This is a genomic window from Synechococcus sp. Nb3U1 (genome assembly GCF_021533835.1).
GTDB lineage: Bacteria > Cyanobacteriota > Cyanobacteriia > Thermostichales > Thermostichaceae > Thermostichus.
In genome coordinates this window covers 480,524-506,718 of record NZ_JAKFYQ010000002.1, presented here as the reverse complement: position 1 = coordinate 506,718, position 26,195 = coordinate 480,524, and the positions used below count along the sequence as shown (strand labels likewise).

The 26,195-nt window shown below is 54.6% G+C and carries 30 protein-coding genes, 1 tRNA gene and 1 riboswitch; of the genes, 19 read left to right on the top strand and 12 right to left on the bottom strand.

Translation table 11 applies throughout. The features are described 5' to 3' along the window. Positions 1 to 6: 6 nt before the first annotated feature. Positions 7 to 153, bottom strand: a complete 147-nt coding sequence (locus tag L1047_RS12905) for a hypothetical protein (RefSeq protein ID WP_235279377.1) — start codon at positions 151 to 153, stop codon at positions 7 to 9. Between L1047_RS12905 and L1047_RS12900 the strand changes: the two genes are divergently transcribed. Beyond that, on the top strand, positions 143 to 1,504 hold the full coding sequence (locus L1047_RS12900) for a cytosine deaminase (protein ID WP_235279376.1): 1,362 nt from the start codon (positions 143 to 145) through the stop codon (positions 1,502 to 1,504). The genes L1047_RS12905 and L1047_RS12900 overlap by 11 nt on opposite strands. A gap of 49 nt (positions 1,505 to 1,553) precedes the next feature. Here L1047_RS12900 and L1047_RS12895 read toward each other — a convergent pair whose 3' ends face one another. Beyond that, a complete protein-coding gene (locus L1047_RS12895; RefSeq protein WP_235279375.1) occupies positions 1,554 to 2,222 on the bottom strand; it encodes an alpha/beta hydrolase in 669 nt (222 codons plus the stop codon). A 236-nt stretch (positions 2,223 to 2,458) separates the two neighbouring features. On the opposite strand from L1047_RS12895, the gene L1047_RS12890 reads away from it, so the two are divergent. After that, positions 2,459 to 3,577, top strand: a complete 1,119-nt coding sequence (locus L1047_RS12890; protein ID WP_235279374.1) for a hypothetical protein — start codon at positions 2,459 to 2,461, stop codon at positions 3,575 to 3,577. Between the two features lie 320 nt (positions 3,578 to 3,897). Here L1047_RS12890 and L1047_RS12885 read toward each other — a convergent pair whose 3' ends face one another. Further along, positions 3,898 to 4,497 carry a DUF3318 domain-containing protein gene (locus L1047_RS12885; RefSeq protein ID WP_235279372.1) on the bottom strand — a complete coding sequence of 200 codons (600 nt, stop codon included), beginning with the start codon at positions 4,495 to 4,497 and terminating at the stop codon, positions 3,898 to 3,900. Between the two features lie 182 nt (positions 4,498 to 4,679). Here L1047_RS12885 and L1047_RS12880 point away from each other — a divergent pair, with 182 nt between their 5' ends. Next, complete coding sequence (locus L1047_RS12880) at positions 4,680 to 5,483, top strand: GvpL/GvpF family gas vesicle protein (protein WP_235279371.1); 804 nt, start codon at positions 4,680 to 4,682, stop codon at positions 5,481 to 5,483. Positions 5,484 to 5,532: 49 nt separating this feature from the next. On the opposite strand, the gene L1047_RS12875 is transcribed toward L1047_RS12880, so the two are convergent. Beyond that, on the bottom strand, positions 5,533 to 6,312 hold the full coding sequence (locus L1047_RS12875) for a photosystem II S4 domain protein (RefSeq protein WP_235279369.1): 780 nt from the start codon (positions 6,310 to 6,312) through the stop codon (positions 5,533 to 5,535). A 50-nt stretch (positions 6,313 to 6,362) separates the two neighbouring features. On the opposite strand from L1047_RS12875, the gene L1047_RS12870 reads away from it, so the two are divergent. Then, positions 6,363 to 6,435: transfer RNA gene (locus L1047_RS12870), tRNA-His, on the top strand. A 281-nt stretch (positions 6,436 to 6,716) separates the two neighbouring features. Continuing rightward, positions 6,717 to 7,589, top strand: a complete 873-nt coding sequence (locus tag L1047_RS12865; RefSeq protein WP_235279367.1) for a DUF1350 family protein — start codon at positions 6,717 to 6,719, stop codon at positions 7,587 to 7,589. Here L1047_RS12865 and L1047_RS12860 read toward each other — a convergent pair. After that, positions 7,560 to 7,814 carry a hypothetical protein gene (locus L1047_RS12860; protein WP_235279366.1) on the bottom strand — a complete coding sequence of 85 codons (255 nt, stop codon included), beginning with the start codon at positions 7,812 to 7,814 and terminating at the stop codon, positions 7,560 to 7,562. The two genes, L1047_RS12865 and L1047_RS12860, sit on opposite strands and share 30 nt — an antisense overlap. A 141-nt stretch (positions 7,815 to 7,955) precedes the next feature. Between L1047_RS12860 and L1047_RS12855 the strand changes: the two genes are divergently transcribed. Continuing rightward, positions 7,956 to 8,330 carry an Npun_F0494 family protein gene (locus tag L1047_RS12855; protein WP_235279365.1) on the top strand — a complete coding sequence of 125 codons (375 nt, stop codon included), beginning with the start codon at positions 7,956 to 7,958 and terminating at the stop codon, positions 8,328 to 8,330. Positions 8,331 to 8,392: 62 nt separating this feature from the next. Beyond that, a complete protein-coding gene (locus L1047_RS12850; RefSeq protein ID WP_235279362.1) occupies positions 8,393 to 8,626 on the top strand; it encodes a hypothetical protein in 234 nt (77 codons plus the stop codon). A 35-nt stretch (positions 8,627 to 8,661) separates the two neighbouring features. Here L1047_RS12850 and L1047_RS12845 read toward each other — a convergent pair whose 3' ends face one another. Both L1047_RS12845 and dnaG read right to left on the bottom strand, forming a co-directional pair. Then, positions 8,662 to 9,624 carry a Gfo/Idh/MocA family protein gene (locus tag L1047_RS12845; protein ID WP_235279361.1) on the bottom strand — a complete coding sequence of 321 codons (963 nt, stop codon included), beginning with the start codon at positions 9,622 to 9,624 and terminating at the stop codon, positions 8,662 to 8,664. Between the two features lie 264 nt (positions 9,625 to 9,888). Beyond that, positions 9,889 to 11,796 carry a DNA primase gene (dnaG, locus tag L1047_RS12840; RefSeq protein WP_235279358.1) on the bottom strand — a complete coding sequence of 636 codons (1,908 nt, stop codon included), beginning with the start codon at positions 11,794 to 11,796 and terminating at the stop codon, positions 9,889 to 9,891. 120 nt (positions 11,797 to 11,916) lie between these two features. On the opposite strand from dnaG, the gene L1047_RS12835 reads away from it, so the two are divergent. From L1047_RS12835 to L1047_RS12820, 4 genes are all read left to right on the top strand, one after another. Continuing rightward, positions 11,917 to 12,273 (top strand): c-type cytochrome, encoded by a 357-nt coding sequence (locus L1047_RS12835; protein ID WP_443081716.1) that lies wholly within the window; start codon positions 11,917 to 11,919, stop codon positions 12,271 to 12,273. Between the two features lie 104 nt (positions 12,274 to 12,377). Next, positions 12,378 to 12,632, top strand: a complete 255-nt coding sequence (locus tag L1047_RS12830; RefSeq protein WP_235279356.1) for a hypothetical protein — start codon at positions 12,378 to 12,380, stop codon at positions 12,630 to 12,632. A 50-nt stretch (positions 12,633 to 12,682) separates the two neighbouring features. After that, complete coding sequence (locus tag L1047_RS12825; protein ID WP_235279355.1) at positions 12,683 to 13,273, top strand: YcnI family copper-binding membrane protein; 591 nt, start codon at positions 12,683 to 12,685, stop codon at positions 13,271 to 13,273. Between the two features lie 160 nt (positions 13,274 to 13,433). Then, positions 13,434 to 15,305, top strand: coding sequence for an ABC transporter ATP-binding protein (locus L1047_RS12820; protein WP_443081727.1), 1,872 nt, complete (start codon positions 13,434 to 13,436; stop codon positions 15,303 to 15,305). Positions 15,306 to 15,354: 49 nt separating this feature from the next. Here L1047_RS12820 and L1047_RS12815 read toward each other — a convergent pair whose 3' ends face one another. Beyond that, positions 15,355 to 15,561, bottom strand: a complete 207-nt coding sequence (locus tag L1047_RS12815; protein ID WP_235279353.1) for a hypothetical protein — start codon at positions 15,559 to 15,561, stop codon at positions 15,355 to 15,357. 261 nt (positions 15,562 to 15,822) lie between these two features. Here L1047_RS12815 and L1047_RS12810 point away from each other — a divergent pair, with 261 nt between their 5' ends. From L1047_RS12810 to L1047_RS12800, 3 genes are all read left to right on the top strand, one after another. Further along, positions 15,823 to 16,194, top strand: coding sequence for a hypothetical protein (locus tag L1047_RS12810; protein ID WP_235279352.1), 372 nt, complete (start codon positions 15,823 to 15,825; stop codon positions 16,192 to 16,194). A gap of 179 nt (positions 16,195 to 16,373) precedes the next feature. Further along, positions 16,374 to 17,885 carry a stress-responsive protein Ycf46 gene (gene ycf46, locus L1047_RS12805; protein WP_235279351.1) on the top strand — a complete coding sequence of 504 codons (1,512 nt, stop codon included), beginning with the start codon at positions 16,374 to 16,376 and terminating at the stop codon, positions 17,883 to 17,885. 128 nt (positions 17,886 to 18,013) lie between these two features. Beyond that, positions 18,014 to 18,364 (top strand): DUF1257 domain-containing protein, encoded by a 351-nt coding sequence (locus L1047_RS12800; RefSeq protein ID WP_235279350.1) that lies wholly within the window; start codon positions 18,014 to 18,016, stop codon positions 18,362 to 18,364. Between the two features lie 67 nt (positions 18,365 to 18,431). Here the strand turns inward: L1047_RS12800 and L1047_RS12795 are convergent, their stop codons facing one another. Both L1047_RS12795 and L1047_RS12790 read right to left on the bottom strand, forming a co-directional pair. Next, positions 18,432 to 19,670: a phosphoglycerate kinase gene (locus tag L1047_RS12795; protein ID WP_235279349.1), complete on the bottom strand. Its 1,239-nt coding sequence runs from the start codon at positions 19,668 to 19,670 to the stop codon at positions 18,432 to 18,434. An 87-nt stretch (positions 19,671 to 19,757) separates the two neighbouring features. After that, a complete protein-coding gene (locus L1047_RS12790; RefSeq protein ID WP_268836617.1) occupies positions 19,758 to 21,680 on the bottom strand; it encodes a cation:proton antiporter in 1,923 nt (640 codons plus the stop codon). A 203-nt stretch (positions 21,681 to 21,883) separates the two neighbouring features. Next, a riboswitch (Glutamine riboswitch) is annotated at positions 21,884 to 21,975 on the top strand. 64 nt (positions 21,976 to 22,039) lie between these two features. Between L1047_RS12790 and L1047_RS12785 the strand changes: the two genes are divergently transcribed. Further along, a complete protein-coding gene (locus L1047_RS12785; protein ID WP_235279348.1) occupies positions 22,040 to 22,492 on the top strand; it encodes a DUF4278 domain-containing protein in 453 nt (150 codons plus the stop codon). A 211-nt stretch (positions 22,493 to 22,703) separates the two neighbouring features. Here the strand turns inward: L1047_RS12785 and L1047_RS12780 are convergent, their stop codons facing one another. Beyond that, positions 22,704 to 23,492 (bottom strand): oligopeptide/dipeptide ABC transporter ATP-binding protein, encoded by a 789-nt coding sequence (locus L1047_RS12780; RefSeq protein WP_235279347.1) that lies wholly within the window; start codon positions 23,490 to 23,492, stop codon positions 22,704 to 22,706. Beyond that, on the bottom strand, positions 23,455 to 23,685 hold the full coding sequence (locus tag L1047_RS12775) for a hypothetical protein (RefSeq protein ID WP_235279346.1): 231 nt from the start codon (positions 23,683 to 23,685) through the stop codon (positions 23,455 to 23,457). Before L1047_RS12775 ends, L1047_RS12780 begins: the two co-directional genes overlap by 38 nt. 190 nt (positions 23,686 to 23,875) lie before the next feature. Between L1047_RS12775 and L1047_RS12770 the strand changes: the two genes are divergently transcribed. The 4 genes from L1047_RS12770 (at position 23,876) to L1047_RS12755 (ending at position 26,195) form a co-directional block, all read left to right on the top strand. Then, positions 23,876 to 24,295, top strand: a complete 420-nt coding sequence (locus tag L1047_RS12770; RefSeq protein WP_443081726.1) for a CHASE domain-containing protein — start codon at positions 23,876 to 23,878, stop codon at positions 24,293 to 24,295. Positions 24,296 to 24,466: 171 nt separating this feature from the next. Next, positions 24,467 to 24,811: a sensor histidine kinase gene (locus tag L1047_RS12765; RefSeq protein ID WP_235279344.1), complete on the top strand. Its 345-nt coding sequence runs from the start codon at positions 24,467 to 24,469 to the stop codon at positions 24,809 to 24,811. Between the two features lie 143 nt (positions 24,812 to 24,954). Further along, complete coding sequence (locus L1047_RS12760; protein ID WP_235279343.1) at positions 24,955 to 25,392, top strand: peroxiredoxin; 438 nt, start codon at positions 24,955 to 24,957, stop codon at positions 25,390 to 25,392. Between the two features lie 50 nt (positions 25,393 to 25,442). Beyond that, entirely contained in the window at positions 25,443 to 26,195 is a 753-nt protein-coding gene (locus tag L1047_RS12755; RefSeq protein WP_235279679.1) for a M15 family metallopeptidase, read from the top strand.

Below are 26,195 nucleotides of genomic sequence, written 5' to 3'. Positions count from 1 at the left end.
AACGAGTTAGTAGAGAGCTCCTTCTGGGTTGATCAGAGACAGGGATCCCTCTGAAGGGGGAGCCTTCGGAACTGTTTGTGCCGTAGCATTTGCTCCATCCTGACGGGCTGGGATCCCCTTAAAATTGGGAGTCACTTTTTTGATGCCCACCATGCAGATCCCCAGCGTTGACCACTACCGGTTGCTCAATGCCCAAGTGCCCCTCTCGGTTCTCAGAGATCTGGTACCTGGGGCCACCCTCAACCCAGACAATCTGGTCTTGCTGGATCTGGAGATTCAGGCGGGGGTGATCACTCAGATCCAACCGGCCAACAGCACTGCTCCAGAAGGGATCCTGAGCCTGGATCTCAAACGGGGACAGGTGTGGCCTTGCTTTTTGGATATTCACACCCATCTCGATAAAGGGCATGTGTGGACCCGCACCCGCAACCCCGATGGCACCTTTGCCAGTGCTGCCCAGGCCGCCCGTGACGATTGGGAAAAGATGGGACAGGTCTATGCCAGTGATCCGGAGCAATTCCGGGAGGATGTCTACTGCCGTTTCAATTTTGGCCTGCGCTGCAGCTATGCTCATGGATCCCAGGCGGTACGCACCCACATCTCCTGTACCAGTCCCCAAACCATTGCTAACCTGGATGTATTTGCTCAGTTACGTCAGGAATGGGCCGGCAAGCTAGAGCTCCAGGCAGTCACGATCTTGGCCCTGGAGTATTTCCTCACCCCAGAGGGGGAAAAGCTGGCGGACAAAGTGGCGGACGTAGGCGGGATCCTTGGTGGCGTCACAGCGATGGGTCCAGACTTGGATCGGCAGTTGGATCGGGTGTTTGCCTTGGCCAAGGAGCGAGGCTTGGATCTGGACTTTCACACTGACGAAACCCATGATCCGGAGGCGATCACCCTGCAACATGTGGCGGCAGCAGCCTTGCGCAGCAATTTTCCCAACTCAGTGGTCTGTGGCCATTGTTGTAGTTTGGCGGTGCAACCGCCGGAAGTGGCTCACAAAACCATGGATATGGTGCGAGAAGCTGGAATTGCCGTGGTCAGCTTGCCCATGTGCAACTTGTATTTGCAAGATCGCAACCCTGGTCATACCCCCTATTGGCGGGGGGTGACCCTGCTGCACGAACTCAAGGCCCTAGGGGTGCCGGTGATGGTGGCCAGTGACAACTGCCGGGATCCCTTTTATGGCTTCGGGGATCACGATGGCCTAGAGGTGTTCCGGGAGGCAACTCGCATTCTGCACCTGGATACTCCCTACGGAGACTGGCCCCAGGCGATTACCACAACCCCAGCCCGTGTCATGGGCCTGTCGGATCGGGGACAAATTGGGGTGGGTTTGATGGCCGATTTGGTGTTGTTCAAGGGGCGAGGCTTTGACGAGTTGCTCTCTCGCCCTCAGCATGACCGCGTGGTGCTGCGCCAGGGGAAGGCGATCGATACCACTTTGCCCGACTATAGCGAGCTGGATGACTTGATGGCCAAAGTGGGCGCGGTGTCGGTCTAGCAAGGGGGGGCAGGGCAGGGATCCCTGACCTAGGACCCTTCTCCTCCACTCAATTCAATCGTCCCCGTAGCCAGTCCTGAATATCCAAAAGGCTCTGGGGGGAAACCTCATGGCCCATGTCGTACTCTCGGTAGGTAAAGTCCAGAGGCAGTCGGGTAAAATAGTCGCGGATCTCGCGGCCAAAGGGTATGGGCAGAACGGCATCTTCAGTTCCATGCACCGCCAAGATGGCCAGGTTTTTCATCCGCTCAGGCTCCACCGCTTCGGCCACAACTTCTTCGGGCAAACGCCCACTCATGGCGACGATCCCAGCTAGTTTTTCTGGCTGGATAAGGGCTAAATAGAGGCTCATGATTGCCCCCTGGCTAAACCCCATCAAATATATTCGAGCGGAATCGAGAGCTGTATCCGGGATCCCTTCCTGCAGAACCTGATCTAGGAAGGAACTTAGCAGCCGCAGGCTGGTGCGAGCTTGAGGGATATTCCCCACCGGCCCCTCTTCTGTCCAGGTCATCTCAAACCAGGCAAATCCTCCCATACTGAGGGGAATCGGTGCCCTCAAACTGAGCACAGCAAAGCGCGGATCCAAGTAGGGAGCCAGTTGGATCAGATCCCCTTCGTGGCTACCGATCCCATGCAACATCAGCAGCAGCGGCGTGGATCCCAGGCTAGCTTGGCGGGGAGACTGAAAGCGATAAGTCAGCGGCAGAGCAGTCATCCCACTACCCTAGCAGCCCGTCCAGTACAGCGCCCAAGATAACCCTACCTCCCTTTTTGAAAGCCTGCATTGAAAATTGGCTCCGCACCTTCCGACAGCTTCCGGATATCAACGGAGGCTCTCAAAATTTAATGAAATATTTTGTCGACCTTAACCCAATCTTCATCCCGAGCTATTAAGCTCTCTTCCAACTTGATTTGAATTTCATATTGTCCAGATCCTATGAAGATGCCGACGTGAAAATCATCCCTGGCGGCAATGGAAGCTGTTTGTCCCCGCTTTGGGGGTTGTTTTGGCAAGCTGTGGCAGCGCTTCTGAGTCTTTGGCTCCCAGCTTGGTTCACCCCTCCCCCTTCTATTCCCGTTCCAGAACCCCCAGAGCCCAATTTGAATGAGATGGCTCCGCCTCCTATAGAGGTTCGAACTTCTGTGGTGGTGGTTGCAGGTGTTGACATTCCAGCTCTACCGGCAAGTGAAATTGACCTTTTGCTGGCTTCTGGAGCAGTTGTTGCTATTTCAGCTAAGTTTGTGCCGCTCTTGCTGTCCTTATTGCCAGGGGTAGGGGTGGTAGCGCTGGCGACAGCTGGGGTGACGGTGGTGTACATCTACACGGATTCGATTCGGGAATTGAATGTGCAGGCCGCTCGGCAGGGAGTGGAGTTGAATGTTGGGCTGGTCACCACCCGCTTGGCGGTTCCGCCGGATGAGCCGTTGTTTTTGCCCTTACCAGAATATGAACTCACCGATGCGTTCCAAAACAGGATCCCTGTGGCCCTCCCTCTACCTAGCTTCCCTCTGCCAGAAGCACCTCCCACCTTGCCGGAGACGACAATCCTTGATCCTGAGGAAGTAGGCATCTCAGAAACGGAATCCTTTCCAGCAGAGCCATCCCGGGTTGCCGAGATTTGGACAATCCGGCAGTCCGACCCTCATCTGAGTGTGACCATGGGATCCCCTTTCTACGAGGGGATTATTAGCCCCCAAAGAGAAAAACATATTCTCTACAGTGATGCTAGTGGTGGGAGACACCTATCTGGAGTTGGTAATCCTGGAAAGACGGAGTTTCCCCCCAGTTGGACACCTCAAAAGATCCCAGAAACAGCAGCAGACCTTGCTACAAGGTCAGGATTAGGCTGGTTACAACAGAATGAACCAGGACAAGGCACTATTCACACATCACCTTCCGGCCCAAGATTTACTAATGCAGAAGCTCCAGTAAGGTATCTTGTCATGAACTCAGACGGATCCCTACCTGTTGTTGATGGAGTGACAACTGGAGTAGTTATAGAGTCGGACGGTGAGGGAATTATTACTGCAGTTCCCATTAGCGGCTCTGGGGTGATCCGAAACCCATAGCTTATCTAAGTAGAGCCTTTTCTAACGTTATCTGATACAGTAGATTCAGGTTAATCTCTTACTTCATAAGGTTTTTTGCTTAACTCAAGGGCCTTCGCAAAGTCGGAAAAGAACGAAGCCTCACAGGGATCCTGATTGACTCGACTTTGCTAGAGCTTCCCAATTTCCAGGGATCCAGGCTGATCCCTGTAAGAAGCTGGATCCCAATGATTTGGGTTCTCCTGACGGGATCCCTGTAGAGGTGCGGATCCCGGAAAACTCCTGCCAGATAGTTTCAGATCAAGTGGGGTTATGAGGATAAAGTCCCTGCCTGGAATTTCTCAGGATTGATGAAGATTCAGAGCAATTGCTTTCAGTCGCTGCAAACGCAGTGCCGTGAGGATATCAGTGGGATCCAGCTTGAGGGTGTGTTCTAGACCATCCACTAGATGTTGAGCAGCCTCTTGGCGGGAGTATCCACGGTATTGGGCACGACGCAAAGCAAATTCATCCGCATCAAAATGAGCACTTTCGCGGTTCAGATTCTGCCAAATCTGGCGAGCGGAAAGCGCGGTAATCCCCCCTGCCAAAAGAGCAGAAAAGGGATGCTGCAACGAGAGTTCCGCCAAGGTGGTGATGCCGCCAATCAGAGCCAGAGATTGGTAAAACCCTGGCTGTAACCAGTTGCGATTGTCAAACCAGCCCACCTCCCGCAAAAACAGCAGATCTCGTTGTGGTTGAGGGATCCCTTGCCAGCGGCGAAAATCAATAGCAATCGTGCCCTGAGGCTGCCAAGGGGCTTTGCGGCGGGAGAGTAGCAATGCATCCCCAGCAAAGTTGGGAACAATGCTAATCAGCGGTCGGAGAGAAGCCGGCAGTAGATCCCGTAACCGTTCGGTTTCTGCTTGTTCAAAGGGCTTGAAGTCTGAGCGGCTGGTCATAGCCTCACCTGCTGGGGAGATTCAGAATAGAAGATTCAGAGGGGGATCTCAGAAAACAGGATTTCCAGCCTTTAGTTATTTTGGGGCCAAACCTGTGCGAAGTTAGTTTACCTTATCCCCAAGCTGCCTGTGGAACTCCTCGAAAGGGCCGAGCCAGGTTTCGTAGACTGAGGAGGGAGAGTATGCAACCCCTTGAATCTGCCGCAATGACAGTTCCCACTCAGCCGGATCGGATCCCTCAAAAGGAAGCTAGCCCCCTCTACACCTATGCTTTTCTGCCGCAGCCGGATCCCAAGCTATTGCAGTTCATTCAGCAAACAGAAGGAATCCAGCAGTCTATACAGGTGGTTTCTCCTGTGGGCAGTCGCATTGCCGCGGCTGTGGAGCCGATGCAGAATCCCGAGTCCCTGCAAGCCTCCGATGAAGTATTGGTGCGATCCGCCCTGCGCCATGATCAGGTGATCTGTCGGCTCTTTGCCCAGATCCCGGTGCTGCCGCTGCGTTTCGGCACCTGTTTCCTCTCGGCCGAAAAACTCGGATCCCATCTGTTGGCCCGGCAAGTGGAGTATGAACAAACCCTCACTGCCATTGGGGGACGCGCTGAGTATTGCCTCAAGGGCATGGTTCAACCTCAGCCGCAACCCGATCCACAGTCTTCCCTGAGCGGAACGGCCTATCTTTTGGCCCGCAAACAAGCCTACCTTCAGCAACAACAGGTACAAGTACGCCAAGAACAAGAGTTGGCAGAATTGCAACAGCTTTGGCCCCCCACTTGGCCGATCCAAGCGGTGGATCCCCAGTCTGAAGAAGCCCTACGGCTTTATTTTTTACTCACACCCGCCGAAAAGCAGCAGGCCGACTCCATTAGTCAAACTTGGCTAGCCCAGCACCCCAATTGGCAACTAGACTGGAGCACCCCTTTACCCCCCTATCACTTTGTGCGTACTCTCCGAGATCAAGATGAGCCTGGGGATCCCTTGCGGTGAATAACGCTCAACCCGCCTCTAATCGGCCATCGGGAGCGTATTTCAGGCTCTAGAGATAGCGAGTCATTTGCACCCGGAAGCGGCCCTTTTGAGTCTTGACAACCTCCTCAATGTGTAGGCGACCACGCCCGCGAATGGCAATTAGATCTTGAGGGCCAACAGTATAGCTAGCTTGGGTGATCGGCTTCCAATTCACACGCACTTCCCCCCGTTGAATTTCCTCTACCATCTTGCTGCGGGACATGCTAAATCCTGCTGATGCCACAGCATCCAACCGTAGGGAAGCTTCCACACTGGTGATGGATTTGGTGCGGGGAGGTTGAATTTTGAGCTGTTCAAAAGGGATTCCGCTCACCTTAACAGGCACTGTACGGACTTGAGTGAGGTTTGCCTTGAGGTACTCCTCCATTTCTGGCACAACGATCGCCTGAGCACCTGAGTCTTCCAACACAATGACATCGCCCACTTTATCGCGGGTAATGCCGGATCCCAATAGTGCCCCCAAAAAATCACGGTGGGTGGCTGGGTCGAACAGAAAGTTCCCTTGAATCTGAATGGCGGCCAGCGGGATCCCTGCTGGCTCAATACTGACTTCCGAGCGGGATAGGGCTAGGCGTTGCCGTTCTGCTTGTGGATAGCCTCCTGATGCTGCTATCTGTAGCTCGGTCAACTTTTGCAGGCGGGCCTGCACTTCAGCCATTTCCGGTGGGGAGAGAAAATCGCTACAGACCACTTGCCAGGTTTTGAGGGCTTGTTCTCCCAAATCCAAGATTCGCGCCAGGGTTTCTCGGTACTCTGCACCTTGCAATAAATCAGCTCTGGGTAGCATTTTGAGTCTGTACTGTTTATCCCATGCTAAGCTAGATAACCGAAATAATGGCGGGCGTAGCCAAGCGGTTAAGGCAGAGGATTGTGGTTCCTCCATTCGTGGGTTCGATTCCCATCGTCCGCCCTTAGGGAAACTATAAAATGAGGGAAACCCGGTCAGGGCAAGGGCTCTAGATCCTCTCTAGATCCTTTATCCTCTCCAGTCCATATGGGCTAGTTCCTTATCTAGGCAAGATTCCAGGCTGCCTCAGATCCTCTATTTCCTAAATTCGGGAAAAACTGTACCTCCTGAGCTCTTGGATTTAGGGATCCCCAGTTTGTCTCTGACTTAGGATGGGGTGGGATCTGCTGGGTAACAAGTTGTATGTGGATCCCGGATGAAATCGCAGGCGAGGTTGCAAGGCTATGTCACCCACTTGGCAAACCGACGGACAAACCTGGTTTCTCCTGCCTTCTCAACCTCGTGCTGTCGTTCATTTTTTAGGTGGAGCCTTTGTGGGGGTGGCACCACAGCTGTTTTACAACCGCCTTTTGGAGGAACTGGCCCGCATGGGTATGGCGATCATTGCCACTCCCTACAGTACGGATATTGACCATGCCCAACTGGCCCTCACGGCTGTTCAATCGTTGCGAAGCAGCCTCCACCGTAAGGCACTCGAGCATCTGCCCGTGTTTGGCCTGAGCCATAGCCTAGGATGTAAGTTGCAAATTCTTTCTTGCTTGACGGATCCCTCTGTGGGAGCACAGCGGCAGGGCAATATCCTTCTGGCCTACAGCAATGCCGGACTCGATCAAGCCCTACCCTTACTGCGGCTACTGTTTCAAACCTGGCCCCAACAACAGATGACGGACTTGTGGCGGATGTGGATGGGATCCTCCTCGCCGCCGATGAATTTGTGGGTGGAGTTTGAGCCTTCCCCGACGGAAACCAACCGTCTGATTGAGGAGCAGTATCCTGTCAGAAACAACCTGCTGCTGGAGTTCCGGCAGGATGATATTGACGATATTCCGCTGCTCTATCAACAGTTATGCCGCAGGTTTCCTGGTCATACGGAATGGCAACATCTAGAGGGGGATCATCTCACCCCACTGGGCTTCAGCTATCCCTTCCGACCCGGAGCTGAGTTTAGCCCTATCGATGCTTTGGGACAGTTAGTTTATCAAACCCTACTGACACCTAACCAGAGGATGATCCGCCATATTCAGGCTTGGCTTATGGCAGAGCTAGCCAAGCTCAAAAAGCCCAGCCTAATCGATCCAACTGAGGTCAGAAATTAAATCCCGAACATGGTACGCATCGGGAGGAGGTGCCTGGGCTTGCAGATGAAACAACATCTGTAGGGTGTCGCTCATGAGAAAGTAGCAGGTTAAAACGCCACCCGCAGCCACGGCCACCAGCGTTCCCGCCAACATGCGCGAGAACTCCTGACTCTGGAAAGCCTGCTCCATCAGACGCAGAGCCCAGAAACCCAGTAGAATGACAATGGTAAGGATAAATAACATGTCATCAACATATCTTAAATTATTGTAACAAGCCTATTGTCCAACTGCCACGGCCAGAGGCGGATCTGAATCTAAAGAATCATCAGGATCATCTATCCAAAGAATTACCGGAATCTTCTTGTTGCTTACGCTTAATGGCTTATGCTCAACGACTCGGTGTATCGACGGGCGCGGCGCGCTTGGGCTTGCAGTCCTTTTCGGCTGCCTCTGTTACGGGCGATGAGCGCACAAGGGATCCCTCTGGGAAAAATCTCGGGGCTGTCGGGTGTGCAGGTGGGGTATACGCAGCGTCCTCTGCCGGAGATGCGGGCGGATCAAGAGCTGATGTGGTTGATTCAGGTGGGGCTGTTGCGCCGAGAAGTAGATGGGCAGGGTATTACCGATAGCTATCGTCTGGCACCCCTGGGTCGGCAATTGTTGCAAGATTTAGAAAAGGGGGAAACGCATGGCGGGATCCCGGCAAGCTGGGCAGATCACTTGCAAAACCTTTTGACCCGTTGGCAGTTGTTTCTCTAAAGATCCCCTAGAGTAGATCCAATAATTTCTAATAATTTTCGATATTACTCTAGAGGTGTAGTATGCCACAGCCAAAACCTGTTCATATGCTGGGATCCCTGGCACCCCAACGCGCACTCCAAACCTCGTTGCAGCAGCGCAGCCAAGCGATTAACCGACGCAGCAAGCCTATCCACCACAAAACTCACTTGCTCTACCGGCGCAATTTGCCCCTTTACCTGCGCAATCTGCTTTCGCAATACCGCACCAGCTTTATTTACAACCTCAAGGCCAAACCTGTGAGCAGACTTCGTTAGCTCCTAGAGCGGAGGTCGTTCTTCGTCCGGGCATATCACTCGTGGATACGAATCACCTGTTGGGTTTGGGCAGACCGCTCAGCGGCCTCGGCAACCGCCAGAGCGTGCAGCATCTTCTCAGTATTCACATAGAGGGGGCTACCGTAGCGCAGATGTTCGAGCACCATATGGGTATCCTGCTCAAACAGCCCATGCCGGGATCCCGTCTCTAGCGGATGGGCACTGCCGGGGCGTAACAACATCGCCTCTTCCCCATTGATCAGTAAGCCCCCTCGTTGGCCGTGCAGTTCCAGCAGCCGCTGCGAACACCACAGAGAGTCCCCTTTGCCATAGGCCAGCACCGCCACCAAGCCATCGGCAAAACTGAGTTGAGCGGTGCAGTAGCAACTGTTGTAGCGGTGGGGCAAATCCGGGCCATCGTAGCGCAATTGACAGCTCACCTGTTCTACATTGCCCAGCAAATCCACCAGGCGGTGAATGCGGGAAACAGCCCCCATGAGGGGAAAGCCAAACAACTCGGGCCGGTAGGTCCAGCGATCGGGGGCGGGGTGGGTGGCGGTGAGGGTAATGTAGCGGACAGCAAATAGCTTGCCCAATCCTTCCAGTTCCCGTTTCAGCAACAGGTGCACGCCGCTGATCAGCTCGATATGCTCGACGTGCAACAGTAACTTTCGCTCCGCTGCCAATTTCACCAGGGAACGGGCTTCGGCAACATTAAGAGCAAGGGGATACTCCACAACGGTGTGGATCCCTAACCCCAGGGCAGCGCGGGCAATGGCAGCATGATCCCGGTTGACAGTGCTGACAAACACCAAGTCTGGCTGATGATCGTGCAGCAGGGTTGACCAATCTGGACAGGCAGTTGCCCCAAATTCTGTGGCAAAGGGGCTTGTTCGATCGGGATTGCGACCGACGATGGCCACAATTTGCGCTTGCCCATCTTTTCGCACCGCTTCAGCTCGTGAGCGAGCCGCGTAGCCCGTGCCTATGATCCCCACCCGCAATGTCTGTTTCCTCCCATGAGTGGCTAGAACGAGTCAGTCTGTGGAGCTCTGTCTGTAGCATCACACAGGAGGGATCCCCTGTACCAGCCCATCGTCAGCTCATCATTTCAGGATCACCGTGTCTGCTTTGCGGTATAGCTCAATTTTCGCAGTCAAGCTGATGAGTAGTGTTATCGCTCACCCGCAAAAGGTGAAGCTCAAACACCACTCGATCTACTTCCCACACCTGCTAGAGGTGGTGGACTGACGCGGTAGTGTTCAAATCAAATCTTCAGCCAGCGGGGTTTCCAACAGATCTTCCATGCTCAGTTGCACATCCCGTTGCAAAGACTGAATCGCCTGGTATTCCTGCTGAATGCTAGCTTGATACTGGGCGGCTAGAGCCGTGTTGCCTTCGGAAAAGGCCTGATCCCACAGTTGTGTCCAGTAGCGGTAGCGTTTCTGGCGAATTTCCAGCTCCATATTGGCGATGGCCGCCCGCACCACGATCCGGGGACGCATCAGAGCCACGCGGGTATTCTCATCCAACCAGAGCAGGTGGCTGAGGCGCTCGTTGAGCTGTTCATCATGGGCACAGATGGTGCGCAGGGCCGTGAGCAAAGGTTCTTCCTGGGTTTCTAGCTGCGGCTGACCATACACCAGCTCCAAAATCCGCTGCCACAGATCCCGATGGGGACGAAAGCTAAACTGCAATTCCCGCTCCAACAAAGCCTCACGAATTTCGCAGCGGTACTCGCAAAAATGGAGAAAAATTTGGAGTAAGTGGGATTCCGATTGCAATAACTTGGATCCTTTAGCCGGAGAAAGTTGCTCCGGTTTGGCCCAACGATATTGCCGTACCCCCCGGCGCAGTTCTTCTTCCAAATCTCGACTGAGGCGACCATTGCCCCGGCTGAGCAATTCCGCCACTTTATGCAAATACAAGGAGCGCCACTGCCCCCCCAACCCAGCGAGCAATTGGACAAAGGCTTGATGGGCCTGCTGAAAGTCGCTGGCTCGGCTCAGATCTCGACCCGATAGCACCTGTTCAATTTGCCAATCCAGCCAAAGGGGAGCTTGATTTAGCAGAGCTTGAAACTCACCAACCGGATGATCCCGCAGAAATTCGTCGGCATCTTTGCCCTCGGGAATGGTGAGAATCCGCAGTTCCACTTCGCCGCGCCGCGCCTGGTCTTCAATCGACTCGATTGCCCGAGTTGCTGCGTTCAATCCCGCTCGATCCGCATCAAAATTAAAAATGAGTCGCTTCGACTCGGTATAGCGCAGGAGGGTTTTCACCTGTTGTGGCGTCAGGGCCGTACCCATAGCCGCCACCGCCTGTGGGATCCCGGCCTGATGCAGGGCCATCACATCAAAATAGCCCTCGACAATCAATACTTGGTCTGCCTTGATAATGGCATCACGAGCGAAATTAAGGCCATACACCACCTGGCTTTTGCTAAACAGCTCCGTCTCGGGGGAGTTGAGATACTTGGGTTGCTCATCGCCAAGGGCACGGCCAGCAAAGCCGATGACCCGCCCCTGCACATCAAAAATGGGCAGCATGATCCGGTGCCGAAAGCGGTCGTAATAACCGGATCCCTGTTGACGGGCTACCAACAAGCCGGCTTCTTCGAGCAACTTGACGGGTTGGCGCTTTTGGTTAGCTAAGTATTCATGCAGAGATTGCCAGCCGGGCGGAGCAAAGCCAAGCTGAAATTTCTGCAGGGTTTCTTCGCTCAAGTGGCGACTATACAGGTATTGGCGGGCAGCAGAGCCAACATGAGATCTGAGGGCGTGCTGATAAAAGTCGGCGGCTAAGGCCAGGATCTCCAGCAGCTTTTCTTGGTGAGAGAGCTTGCGTTCATAGGCTTGCCGCTCCTGCAGGGATCCTTCAGGAAGGGGCACATGATAACGCTGAGCTAGCTTACGCACCGACTCAGCAAAGGAGAGATGCTCCATCTGGCTGACAAAGCGCAGCACATCCCCCCCGGCACCGCAGGAGAAACACTTATAGATCTGTTTGCTGGGGCTAACCTGAAAACTGGGCTTACGGTCGTTGTGGAAGGGACAAAGCCCGACGAAATTCTTGCCCTGCTTGCGCAGCACCACCTTCTCGGCCACCACCTCGACGAGATCGGCCTTTTGACGCACCAGATGGATCGTGTCGGGGGGCAGACCGCTCATGGACTCGATCGAGATCCTGCCCCCATGGTATCCGGGGTGGAGTTGACAGGCTGTCTTTTGACGGGGAAAGCAAGGGCTGAAAAGATGTCAGGGTCGAAGCTTCACGTGAGTGCTGGCAGTATGTTCAACGAATGGATTTTCAAAGCCTTGGGAATGGCCCTCCTGGTCGGCCTACTTGGATTGGGGATTGCCCATCCAGCCACAGCCGAGCCTGATTTGAGTCTGGGGGCAAAAGTTTTCCAGGGTAAATGCATCGGTTGCCATCTGGGGGGACGAAACTCGTTGGTGGCGGCAAAAACCCTAACCTTGGCCGCCTTACAGGAATACCACGTGGATACCCCGGAGTTGATTCAAAACCAGGTGGCTCAGGGGAAAGGAGCCATGCCCGCCTTTGGCAAGCAACTGAAACCAGAAGAGATCGAGTCGGTGGCGGCCTATGTGTTGCAACAAGCTGAGCGCAACTGGGGTAAAGCCTGATGTTGACGGATGCGCAGCCGGGAACTTCCTCTCCAAAACCATCTGAGGCCCCAGATTGCGGTCATTCCAGAAAAATTTTATCGGTCGGCGTGGGAGCCCATGGTTTGGTGGCAGTTGGCATTTCCGCCCATGGAGTGGTGGCCATTGGAGTAGTCACCCACGGCATTGTCTCAATTGGCTTAGTAGCTATGGGGGCCTTGTCCTTTGGGTTGGTGTCCATGGGTTTGGTGAGCGCGGGCTTGGTGTCTATGGGCCTGTCCAGTTGGGGTCAGCACAGTATGAGCGTGATCGAGTCAGAGGGATCCGGTCATCACCATCACCCCGAGCTCCCGAACAGCCCGAATAGCCCGAATAGATAGATCCGGCAAATCAAGATTTGAACCAAATACAGCCCTTGAGAGGTATTGATATGTTGAAGTTGCACAACAGTTTGCCTTTTGGTGCTTGGGGGGCGAAGGTCACCTTAACGTTGGGTTCGGCTCTGCTGGCCCTTTCGCCTGCTTCTGCCCACGTCACGGTCAACCCCAAGGAAGCGCCCGCAGGCAGCTATGCCAAATTAACCTTGCGCGTTCCGCATGGTTGTGAGGGATCCCCAACCATCCGCCTGCGGGTGCAGATCCCGGAGGGCGCAACTTCTGTGAAGCCGATGGTGCATCCTCTCTGGGAAATTGAGACGGTGAAAAAACCCCTCGCAACCCCCTATGAGTCTCATGGGCGGATGATTACCGAAACCGTCGCCGAAGTGATTTGGTCAGGGGGAGTACTGCCAGACGAGTTTATGGACGAGTTCAGCATTAGCCTGAAATTGCCGGATCGACCCGGTGAGACGATCCCAATCCCAGTGGTGCAAGAGTGTGAAAAGGGTATCTCTCGCTGGATCCAGGTGGCTCAACCCGGTGAGGATCCCCATGATTTGCCCGAGCCCGCTCCTTTGCTGAAGTTAACAAGCGGATCCGAGTCCCATGGGCACAGTCATGGCCACGGCCACCCCACTCCCTAAAAGACTTCTCTCTTCTTTCTATCTAAGTCAGCTAGCAAACTAAGTCAGATAGCAAAAGGACTCCCATCCCAGCAGGAGTTTTGTCCTCTGCTTGAGTTGGCAGTGATTCCTGAAGGGCAGGAGCGTAGAGTGGATCAGTGTGCCAGTCCTTTTGTTTTGGATGTGCCCTGTGACTGCTGCGACTCCTCCAGATGCTGCCTTGGGTTCAGCTCCCCAACCCCAACAGGAGAGTGATTGGCGACTGCTACGGATTCTCTGGCCCTATGCCCGGCGGCACCTGAAGCTGTTGCTGACCGCTTTGGCCTTTCTACCTCCTCTGGCTTTGGCGGATGCGGTGCAGCCCTTGATCTTGCAGCGTGCCTTGGATGGCCCGATTGCCCAAGCAGTGGAACGAGGGGACGGGATCCTCTCCGGCCTTTGGCCTTATGTGGCATTGTTGATTCTGACAGTATTGGTGCGCTGGGGGTTTCAATCTTTGGAGGGCTATAGCAGCCAGAAGTTGGGCCAGTTGATGACACGGGATATTCGCAATGATCTGTTCGCCCATATCCTCGCTTTGCCGGCCCAGTTTTTTGATCGCACCCCAGTGGGCAAGTTGATCACCCGCATCACCAGCGATGTGGAGGCCTTGGGAGATGTCTTTTCCACCGGGGCGGTGGGGATTGTCAGCGACCTTTTTACCCTAGGGGTGATCGCGGTGGTGATGCTCAGTCAGCGTTGGGATTTGGGCCTGCTGCTGATTCTGATCGTCATTCCTGTCGGTGCCGTTGTGGTTTGGCTGCAGCGCCGCTTCCGAGATGCCAACTTTCGGGTACGGGAGGAACTCTCCAAGCTCAACTCCTGGATTCAGGAGAATATTCTGGGCATCACAGTTGTGCAACTGTTTCGGCGCGAACGGCTGAACGGTCAAATTTTTCAGACCATCAACCAGCGCTACATTCACGAAGTCAATCAAACTATTCTGTACGATTCCGCCCTGTCCGCCATTTTGGAGTGGGTATCCTGGCTGGCGGTGGCAGCCCTGCTCTGGGTGGGGGGACAGCAGGTGATCTCTGCCGGTACAGGGGCAGTCCGAGAAGGATTAGGGGGATTTCTGCCGGTACCGAGTGAACCGCTGACCTTTGGCAGTTTGTATGCCTTTATTCTCTTTTCTCAGCGGTTTTTCAACCCTCTGCGTCAGTTGTCGGAAAAATTCACTGCCCTACAGTCGGGGTTTACCGCCGTCGAACGGATCGATAACATTCTCAGCCTGCCAATTGCCATTCGGGATCCCGCTCAGCCCCGCCATCTGCCCACTTCTGCAGGGGGGGAGGTGCGATTCGAGAATGTATCTTTTGGATACACCGCCGATGAGTGGGTGCTCAAAAACCTCAACTTTACGATTCGCCCTGGGGAAAAAGTAGCCCTGGTGGGGCCGACCGGAGCCGGGAAAAGCTCAATTATCCGCCTGCTGTGTCGTCTTTACGATGTTAGTCAGGGATCCATTCGCATCGACGGTGTCGATATCCGGGAGATTACCCAGGCAGAACTGCACCGACGGCTTGGGGTGATCCTGCAGGATGGGTTTCTTTTCTCCGGGGATATCCAACAAAACATCACCCTCGGGGAAGGGGGAGAGCTGGCCGACATAGAACGGGCAGCCCGCCAGCTCAACCTGCACGAGTTCATCCGCGATTTACCGCAGGGCTATGCCACCCCAGTGCGCGAGCGGGGCAGTAACTTGTCTAGCGGCCAAAAACAGTTGATCAGCTTTGTGCGGGCTATGTGGCGGGATCCCAAAATTTTGGTCTTGGATGAAGCCACCGCCAGTTTGGACGTGGGCACAGAAGCCCTGATCCAGTCGGCTCTAGAAACCCTGCTCCAGGATCGCACTGCCATCATTATCGCCCACCGCCTCTCCACCATCCGCGATGTGGATCGGATTTTGGTTCTGCAACGAGGGGAACTCAAAGAACAGGGATCCCACGCTGAGCTAATGGCCCTCAACGGCATCTATGCCAACCTCTATCGCCTGCAAGACCTAGGCGGGTAGTTTTTGGAGTGGTGGGAAGGGATCCCTACCCTTAGTCTGAACTCTGGCGTTATCGACGAGAGCCAAAGCGAGACTGAATCGCCCGCAGGGTTGTAGAGCTGGCATCCGAAAAGGCAATCCGAGCCCTACTGAGCAACACATTGCCATTGTCCAGCACCACATCTTTCAAGCTGGCCAAGCCATCCGATGTTTGTACAAGGGCACGACGGCCCCAGACGGAGAGATTTTTGCTGAGGGTGTTGATTACACGTTCCATAGGATTGCACACTCATCAAGGGTAAGCACAGAGCCATTGGCGGCCAACCGATCCAACCGGATCCCATGAGAAGAGGTGGCACCGCTCACAACAAATCAGCCACCCCCTATCCTCTATCAGCCTACCCTGCCGCTGCTGTCGTCAAGAGGGGCAAGCAAGCAATCGTCAATTATTAACGATTGTTACAAGCTTGCCGTCAAGCTGGCAGGCTGGCTATGATGGGGCGCAAGTCCGGCACATGACAAGAAAAAGCGGTTAGCCATGAATCATCGGCCAGAGGTTGTGGAAAGCGTAGATGCCAAGCAGAAGGTGACTTTGTATCTTTCACCGGATCTGCATCGGGATCTGAAGATTCGAGCAGCCGTTGAGCGGGAACCGATGTCAGCAGTGGCGGAGAAAGCCCTCAGCTTTTATTTGCTTTACCCTGAGGTCATCGAGGGGGTTCAGGGCAGTGCTTACCGCGTTCATCAGTGCCCGGAGTGTAGCCACCCTTTTGTTATCCGCGATGGAGAAGTGACTTCCCTCCACAAGCCATCTGCTGCTGAAGCCATCCTTGAGGAGGTGGAGCCGGAATACTGGGGAGCTGCTTCAAGCTCGGAAGAGCAGCGTCAGGATGCTCTGGTGCCCTGTTAAGGCTCTTCTCGAATACCTCAAGTCCCTCAAGGAATAACCTTTTTGCAAACTTTAGGTGAACAAGAGCAGTCCAGGACACAGAAGCGATCTCAGGAGTCAGCCAAACTAAAACCCACTCTCATCGCCTCCCTCTACCCGGTTTAAGTCCAGATTCTCTCCCTGTGCAGTTGGTGCCTCCCATGCAAGAGCTAGACATCCTTATTCAAGCTCAATACCCACTGCTTTACCTGCTCACCCCCGAGGAGGAACGGGCGGAAGCGGCTCTGGCGGCGATTGCTCGCACCCTCAAACCTCAGCGGCGCTTGTTCATCTGGACGGTCACCCACGGCATTGTCGAATACGGTAACCCCCGCAGCCTCACCCAGCACAATACCCAGTCCCCCCAGCCTGCCATTCAGTGGGTGATGGAGCAAAAGGATCCCGCCATCTGTGTCTTTAAGGATCTGCACGACTTCCTGGATAACACCGAGGTGAAGCGCTGGATCCGAGATGCCATTTCTAGCCTTAAGGGATCCCACAAAACCATTCTTCTCATGTCGCCGGTGCAAGTGGTGCCGGTGGAGCTGGAGAAAGATATCTCTGTGGTGGACTTCCCTCTGCCGGATATGCCCGCCCTAGAGCGCACCCTGAATCGGCAGCTGGAACAAACACCTCGCTCGGGATCCCTGACCCCTGACACCCGCGAAAAGCTGGTCAAAGCCGCCCTCGGCCTCACCCAAGACGAAGCCGAAAAAGTGTATCGCAAGGCCGTAGTAATGCACGGTCGCCTCAGCGAAGCAGAAGTCGAGATCGTCCTCTCCGAGAAAAAACAGCTGATCCGGCGCAATGGTATTCTCGAATTTATCGAAGAGGACGAAACCATTGATGCTGTCGGCGGCCTAGAAGAGCTGAAGCGCTGGCTCTCCCAACGGTCTGGAGCCTTTACCGAGCGGGCTCGGGCCTACGGACTGCCCCAGCCGAAAGGGATGTTGATTTTGGGCGTACCCGGCTGTGGTAAGTCCCTGATTGCCAAGACCACCTCCCGCCTTTGGGGCTTGCCTCTACTGCGGTTGGATATGGGCCGTGTCTACGATGGCTCCACGGTGGGCAAATCGGAAGCCAACCTGCGCAGCGCCCTGCGAACTGCTGAATCGTTAGCCCCAGCTATTCTATTCATCGATGAACTGGACAAAGCCTTTGCCGGATCCGCAGGCTCGAGCGATTCCGATGGGGGCACCTCCAGCCGCATTTTCGGCTCTTTCTTGACCTGGATGCAGGAAAAACGCTCCCCGGTGTTTGTGATGGCCACCGCCAACCGTGTGGATCGTCTGCCGGGCGAATTCCTGCGTAAGGGCCGCTTTGATGAAATCTTCTTCGTGGATCTACCCAACACCACTGAGCGGATGGAGATCCTAGAGATTCATCTGAAGAAGCGGCGACGCGACATTAGCCGCTTTGATCTGCGCCAACTGGCAATGGCCTGTGAGGGCTTCTCTGGCGCCGAGATCGAACAAGTTTTGATTGCTGCCATGTACGAATCATTTGCCCAGAACCGCGAGTTTACGCAGCTGGACATTTTGGCAGCAACGAAAGCAACTCAGCCGCTATCCCGCACCATGATGGAGCAGGTGGTAGCGTTGAGGGAATGGGCCCAGCAGCGGGCTCGGCCAGCAGCAGCCTCTGTGGCCGAGTACCAGCGACTGGAGTTCTAGCAGGGAGGTGAATACGGCCAAAATTGCCTAGCCACAGGCAAAAAGGCACAGGTTACCTTATCCCTGCCAGAGCGTTGCTCGTTGTTGTATGTCGATGTTCCAAACCCTAAACACAGGAGAGAAACACCATGTCTCATTTTAGCACCTTGCGCACCAAGATCACGGATGCCCAAATCCTGCAAAGCTCCCTGCGCGATCTCGGCTACAGCGTCAAGCTCGGCGCCGATGTGCGTGGCTACAACGGCCAGCGCGTTCGTGCCGACATCGTGGCTCAATTGGAAGGCGACTACGATCTGGGCTGGTCCAAGAACCCCGACGGTTCCTTTGACCTGATCGCCGATCTCTGGGGTGTGGCCAAGAAGCACAACCAAACCGAGTTAATCAACTCCATCAACCAGAAGTACGCCGTCAACAAAACCTTGGCGGAAGTGAAGCGTCCTGGTCTGAACAATGCCAACGTCAAAGTGGTGATGCACTAAGCCGGATCCCGTCTTAGTGTCGCTACGGCGAGGGTTTCCAAAAGGGGCTGAATCAGCCCCTATTTTTTTAGGATTCCGTTAGGGCAGCAATCCCGGGTAGTACCTTGCCCTCTAGCAGTTCCAGGCTGGCCCCACCGCCAGTCGAGATGTGGGTCATTTTTTCTGCAAGGCCAACTTTCTCGACAGCAGCTACAGAATCCCCGCCGCCGATAATGGTGATCGCCCCGGTTTGGGTGAGGGTAGCCAAGCTGCGGGCAATCGCTTCTGTACCCACGGCAAAGCGGTCAAATTCAAACACACCCATTGGCCCGTTCCAGATCACAGTTTTGCATCCCTGCAGGGCAGATTGAAAGGCACTCACCGATTCTGGGCCAATGTCCAACCCCATCCACTCATCGGGGATGCCATCAATGGCAACGGTTTGGGCCTCAGCATCTTTGTCGAACTTGTCGGCCACCACCACGTCCACCGGCAGCAACAGCTCTACGCCGTGCTCTTTGGCTTTCTGCATCAGGGCTTTGGCCAAATCCAACTTGTCGGTTTCTACCAAAGATTTCCCGGTTTTGAGCCCTTGGGCTTGGTAAAAGGTGAAGATCATGCCACCGCCGAGGAGGAGTTTATCCACCTTTTCCAATAGGGCTTCGATGACGCCAATTTTGCTCGAGACTTTGGAGCCGCCGATGATCGCCGCCAGGGGCCGCTGGGGGTTGTCGATGGCCCCCGAGAGAAATTGCAATTCTTTTTCCACCAAATAGCCCGCTACAGAAGGTTGCAGATGGGCGGTTACCCCTGCGGTGGAGGCGTGGGCACGGTGGGCTGTACCGAAGGCATCGTTGACGAACAAGTCTGCCAGAGAGGCCAATTTCTTGGCAAATTCGGGGTTGTTTTCTTCTTCTTCGGGATAAAACCGGACGTTTTCTAGCAAGGCCACTTGCCCGTTTTCCAGGCCCTTCACCACCGCTTCGGCATCGGGGCCAACGCAATCGGGGGCAAACGCCACAGGTTGGCCCAGCAGTTCGGAGAGGCGACCGGCCACGGGGGTGAGGCTATTGCCCTCACGGGTAATTTTGATGGCTCCTGTCTCTTTGTCTTTCTTGATGGGGCGGCCCAAATGGCTGGTGAGGATCACTCTCGCTCCGGCTCCGGTCAGGGCTTGGATGGTGGGTAGGGCAGCGCGAATGCGGGTGTCATCGGTGATGTTGCGTTCGGGATCCAAAGGGACATTAAAATCGGCCCGCACTAGCACTCGTTTGCCTGTCAAATCGAAGCCGGATGACAGCAGGGATCCCAGTGTTTGTTTGGCCATAATTGTCCCGTCCTTGAACTGAGGAGAGTCTTCACTTTTTCTTCCGTATCCTACCAGGGATCCGATCCCCAGAAAGCGGAGGTTCCCTTAGTGGTACTGGACCGGGCGTTGCCAATGTTCCCACCAAGCCAAATGGGATCCCGACTTACCGTTGCTGAGGTTGCCCGTGCCGTTATGGGTAGGATCCAGGGCTGTCGAGAGGGCGGTTTGCTCTGTCAACCAACTGAGGGGGGTGGGGATCAAACAACTGGGATGCAAAGGACGAAGATCGCGGTAATGGCTGTTGCGAATCGTCAGGATCTCCTGCTGAATGATGGCTAGAGGTTCTCCCAACTCCAGCAGCACATGGCTGCACAGCCCCAGGCTGGCCTCGAACTCGGGGTGTACAACCTCGCGGGCTCCCAACTGATAGAGTTGCTCGATGTCTTCTTTGTGAGTGGCTCGCACCACCACATCCAACTGAGGAGCCAATTCCAGGGCTCGTTTCAAGCAAAGGCGTATGCTCATACGATCCGGCAGGGCGATCACCAGGGTACGCGCTTGGGGGAGGTTGGCTTTTTCCAGCACCAGCGCACTGGCGGCATTGCCATACACGTAAGGGATCCCCCGGGAGCGCAATTGCTGAATAACCCGCTCCGATTGGTCGATCACCAACAGCTCATGGTGACGGGCCTCCAATAGCCGCACAATATCTTGCCCCACCTGTCCATACCCACATACCACCACATGCCCACGTGCGGGGGTGTCGGGGGCAACAGCTCGGGGCCGCTCGCCCGATTCCAGCCAACGGGCAAAAGCAGGGATCCCCTCCAGCCAGGCAAAAAGGCGGGGCGCCAACTTCAACAGAAAAGGGGTGATGAGCAGGGTAACCGCCGTGGTGCTGACGATGAGCAAATAGGTTTGCCGCGACACCAACCCCAAAGATTGCCCCTCACTAGCCAGCACAAACGAGAACTCACCAATTTGGGACAGGCCCAACCCCACCAACACCGCCGCCGACAGAGAGTAACGAAACAGCCGCACCAAGGGGGCAATGATCAAAAGCTTGCCCACCATCACCAACCCCACCAGCGTCAGGATCAGCAACAGGTGACTGGCAATAAAGCTGGGGTCAATTAACATGCCGATGGCGGCAAAAAACAGGGCGGCGAAAACATCCCGCAACGGCTCTACATAGTCCAGGGTTTGATCGGCGTATTCCACCTCCGAGATCATCAGCCCAGCGATGAAAGCCCCAATCTCGCTGGAAATGCCAATCCGATCCGTCAGCAGGGCAATGCCTACACAGAGGCTGATTACCCCCAGCAAGAACACCTCTTTGTTTTCCCGTTGGGCCAGGAGGCGCAAAAAACCGGGCACCAACCAAATGCCGGCCACCACTGCCCCCAGCCCCACCAACCCAATTTCCAGCAAGGCTTTGCCCACGGATCCCGCCAGTTCCGGCAAGGGATAATCCAGCGCGGGCAAGACCGCCAGCATCAACCCCACCGCCAAATCCTGCACGATCAGGATCCCCAACATGGCCTGTGCCTGGGGAGTGCCCATCTGGTTGGTCTCGGTCAGACTTTTCAGCACCACTGCAGTGGAGGATAAGGAGAGCACCGCTCCCAGGAAAATCCCCTGCACTGGCGTTAACCAGCCGCTGGCGACCGCCAGAACCGCCGTGATCAAAATCGTTAGGCTAATTTGTAAGATGCCGCCGCCAATAGCGATCCCCCGCACCTTGCGCAGTTCTTTGAGAGAAAACTCCACCCCTAGGGTAAACAGCAAGAAGGTCACCCCAAATTGGGCCAGGGTTTCCACCTGCACAATTTCTTTAATCCAGCCCAACCCCGCCGGTCCCACCAGGATCCCGGCCAGCAAATAGCCCAGCAGCACCGGCTGCCGTAACACCGAGGCCAAAAACCCCCCAGCCGAAGCTGCCGCCAGTACCGTCACGATGTCTAAAATCAGGCGAAAGTCTTCCTGCACCGAGGCCACCCACACGGGAATGTGAACTTTTGTAGTCAATCCTGAGGATTCCTTCCACCATAATCTCTTCCTTGACATCCCGGACAGAGTTCACGACGGGGCCTGGCGCGGCAAGAGGATGCAGCGTTCAGGGATCCCAGCTCACTCAGCACAAGCCCCAAAAGGATCCAACTGGAAATTTTTGTTAAAGGTTGCTGACAATACCACAAAATCGTAGCTTATAATACAGAATGTAGATAGAAATCGTTCATCCTCTCTGGTTTTGGGCGGCTGATTGAGAAGCGACATCACCGGCGGAGGACGGAAGTAGGGAGCTATCCCGAAGGAACGCGCCTCAACCCTTGTGACCGTTCACAGGATGTTTACCAGTCACAATTCAACATTTGGAGGCGAGAATCATGGAACTCTCTTACCGTGGCGTTGACTACAATTACACTCCCGCTACAGTGGAGGTCTCTCCGGGCAAAGTGGGGGGCCGCTATCGGGGTTTAGACTGGCGGTTCCGTCATCTGACCAAGCCGGTGGTGTTGCCCACCAATTTGGATATGCTCTATCGGGGTGTGGCCTATCACACAGAAGCTCCTGAAGGGGCGGCTCAACCCGCTCAACCGGTGGCAGAACCCGCTTCAGTGGCGGTTCCCAGCCATACCCATGCGTTGGATGAACTGTCCCGCAGCTTGATGATGAGCCATCAACGGGCGATTCGGATCCGTCAGCAAGCCATGCTGGTTCGCGGTGTGGAACATATTGGCCTTCACGCAAATGTGCGGGGATTTTGGAATCGCATTCAGGGCAAGGTTCACCCCACGTTTCGGCTCAACTACGACCGTAGCCATGTCAGCATGAGCTGATGGCGTGAGAAACAGGCACGGGTGCTGACGAGGTCAACCCGTTCAGTCAACCGTTTAAGTCAATTGCCAAGGGATCCGCAGCTGTGGATCCCTTTTTTTGGCTTGGGCCGGAGCAGTTGAGAAATGGCAACGACGAACCAAAAAATGGCTTCAAGATGGAGTGAGCGGATAATGGCAAGCTACGGCATGATTACGGCATGATCAGGACGGGTCACCTGTAATGGGGGCATTTCTTAGCTGCACCACTCTGTAGAGTATTCACAGCGTCCGTATATCCGTATAATCGGCAAATTTTAGGGTTCGGATTGATGGGGCTACAGGGTTCTCCAGCAAGAGGGATTACTTTTGGTTTGCTTTCAAAGCTAGGAATAGCGGTGATCAAAGCTTGAGTATAGGGGTGTTGTGGGCGGTTAAAGATCTCCTCAGCAGGGCCAGTCTCGACAATTTTGCCCAAGTACATGACCATAATCCGGTCGCACAACAGGTGCACCACATTCAGATCATGGGAAACGAACAGATAGCTCATGCCCAAACGATTTTTCAGATCTGCCAACAAATGCAAAATAATCGCCTGAACCGAGACATCCAGCGCCGAGGTCGGCTCATCCAAAATCAATAACTTAGGATCCAAGGCAATCACCCGCGCAATACCTACCCGTGCCTTTTGTCCACCCGACAGTTGGTGAGGATAGCGCCTCAACAAAGCCGTTGGCAAGCCTACCCAATCCACTAGTTCTTCCGCCCGCCGTTGCAATTGTTGGGGATCCCTGTAGAAGCTTCCCGGTAGCATTCGCCCCAGGCGTTCAATGAGATCGGTAATCGTATCAAAGGCAGAAAAGCGAGGATTCAAGCTATCGGTGGGATCCTGAAACACCATTTGCAGTTGTGCCCGCGCTGGATGCTGAACGAAATGTTGTAAGGGGATATCACTAATCCGCTGGCCATTGAACCAAATGTCTCCCTCACTCGGATCCAGGAGACGGCTGATCAGCCGGATCAATGTGGATTTGCCGCCCTACCAATCCCACACTTTCCCCGGCATCCATCGCAAAATTGAGGTGATCCACCGCATAAAGGTGGTTGCCACCACCGACCGGAAGCTGTTTGCGTAATCCCGATACACTTAGCAATCCCGCCGGAGCAGAACCCGACCAACTTAGAGCGACAACAGGGGATCCAATCAAAGCATTCATAGTATCCTCTAGTATTCTCATGGGCAAAAACAAAACAGTTAACCAGGGATCCTGACTGCTGAAGTGGGAGGTTCGGAATGGGCTGAATTAAGGGGGTGCCAGCAGGCCACCCTATGCTCCGGCTCAATTTGGGTGCGCGGTAACGGGGTCTGATTGCAAGCGGAGCTAAAGAATTCACAGCGTTGGCTAAATCGACAGGGAGGCAGCAGGGCCGAACACAAATCCGGTAGGCTGCCCAAAATCGGCTTCAAGGCATCAAAACCTTTGTGGGGCCTTGGAATGGGCCCCCTTTGTCCTGCACACAGAACGGGAAGCCTTTGAGCTGAGGATGAAGGCTCTCGGGATCCCTGAGTTCCGCATTACCGATCACACCGAACAGGGGAAATTGGTTCCAGCCGCCTCGAGAGCCTATTATGTACCTGTTACTTATGTACAGCCGTTGGTCAGCAATGAAGTGGCTGTTGGATTTGATTTGGCTTCTGATCAGACGCGCAAACTGGTGATTGAAACTGCTCGAAAAGCCCAGTCTTTGGTTGCCACTGCGCGAATACGACTGGTGCAAGAACCGGAAGGGAAGAGCAATTTGGTTTTTTGGTATTTTTACCTTTAATACAACGAGATAAAGCACCGGATTATTTATTGGGGATATTTCGGATTTCTGATGTGGTAGAGGAGGCCTTTAACGATCTCAACTCAGACATTGATTTTGATCTTTACGATCACACAGTGCCGGCATCGGAGCATTTTTTGGGCTTCTACGACTCCAGCACCCAAACCGTGTGTGTCAATCCAGATCAATCGACCTCTTCTTTCTGGAACCTGGATTACCTTTGCCCACAACGCCCTCAAATACTCCCCCCATCATCAGCTGGTTCGCATCCGCGTCTGCTGTGGCTCTGTCTTTCAGATCGAAGTTCGGGATTGGGGCATCGGGATCCCTATCCCAGCTCAAGCCCATCTGTTCGATACGTTTTATCGAGGTAGCAATGTCGGGGAGAGGGTGGGTACAGGATTGGGGCTGACGGTGGCACAAACCTGTGCACGCCTGCACGGGGGGCAGATTACTTTTGTGTCGGAGGTCGGCTTGGGCTCGACGTTCACACTGCTGCTGCCGCGGGTGGAATGAACCGATACATGGTTTTGACAAGAGTGGGATCCCTGGCTAGCTTGGCAATGGCTTGACAGAGGCAAGTATGGCTGAAGAGAATGCTGAGGGCAGGCCCCTAGGGGTACTGTCTATCCATTGCGCCTTTCAAGGTAACTTCCTCTATGGCTCTCACCGTTGGCACTGCTGCACCTGGGTTCAACACCACCGATACCCAAGGCAATCAGGTTTCTCTGGCCAGTTTGGCGGGTAAAACCGTCATCCTTTATTTCTACCCCAAAGACGATACCCCCGGTTGTACCAAAGAAGCCTGTGGATTCCGCGATGCCTATGCCGATTATCAGGGCAAAGATGTAGTGGTTTTGGGAGTGAGCATGGATGATCAAGCCTCGCACCAAAAGTTCACCGAGAAGTACAACCTGCCTTTTCCGCTATTGGTGGATAGCAGTGGGGTAATCACCCGTGCCTACGATGTGGATGGGGGCGGCTATTCCAAGCGGGTTACCTATGTGATCGATGGCGAAGGCAAAATTGCTAAGGTTTACCAAAACATCAATACCGAAACCCATGCCCGCGATATTTTGGCGGATTTGGGATTGTAAATAGGGCTGCATCCCTTGAGTTCTCCTAGCTGGATTCTCTGCCTTTGCACATGAACGACGACATTCCGGTCGCGCGTCGCCAACCCACTCGGGTGGGGAGAAAACAAGGTCTGGTGATTTCATCGCGGTTATGGCTGAGCCTAGGACTAGGTTTAATCTTGCTTGGGCTCCTGTTCTGGGTCGATTGGGGGCTGTTGGGTTTATCAGATTCCCCCGAGGTAGCAGCTCCTGTAGCGGTGGAAGAATCCAGCCAGTCGTCTTTTTCTTTGCCACCGCCAACCCTTCAGGATGGTCGAGTGTCTGTATTGGGGCATTTTGCCTTTTCGGAAGCCCCACTGGACAGTCTGCAGGCGGTGGGGAGTTACCATGGCCGCGAGATCCGCTTGCGCCAGGCGGCGGCTGAAAGTTATCGGCGTATGAATGAAGCCGCTCAAGCCGCCGGGATCCGTCTTGTCCCGATTTCGGGGTTTCGCTCGATTGCGGATCAAGAATTCTTGTTTTTTCAACTGGCCCAGTCCCGCGCCTTGCGACCGGAAGAACGGGCTGCTGTCAGCGCTCCCCCCGGCTACAGTGAGCACCACACTGGCTATGCCATCGATATTGGTGATGCAGGGTTTCCACAATTCGATACGGAAGAAGGATTTGAAACCACTCCCGCCTTCCGATGGTTAGAGAGCAATGCTGCCCGTTTTGGCTTTGAGCTGTCTTTCCCGCGTGGAAACCCGCAGGGGGTGAGCTACGAGCCTTGGCACTGGCGTTTTGTGGGGGATCGTAACAGTCTTGAAACCTTCTACACTCGATGA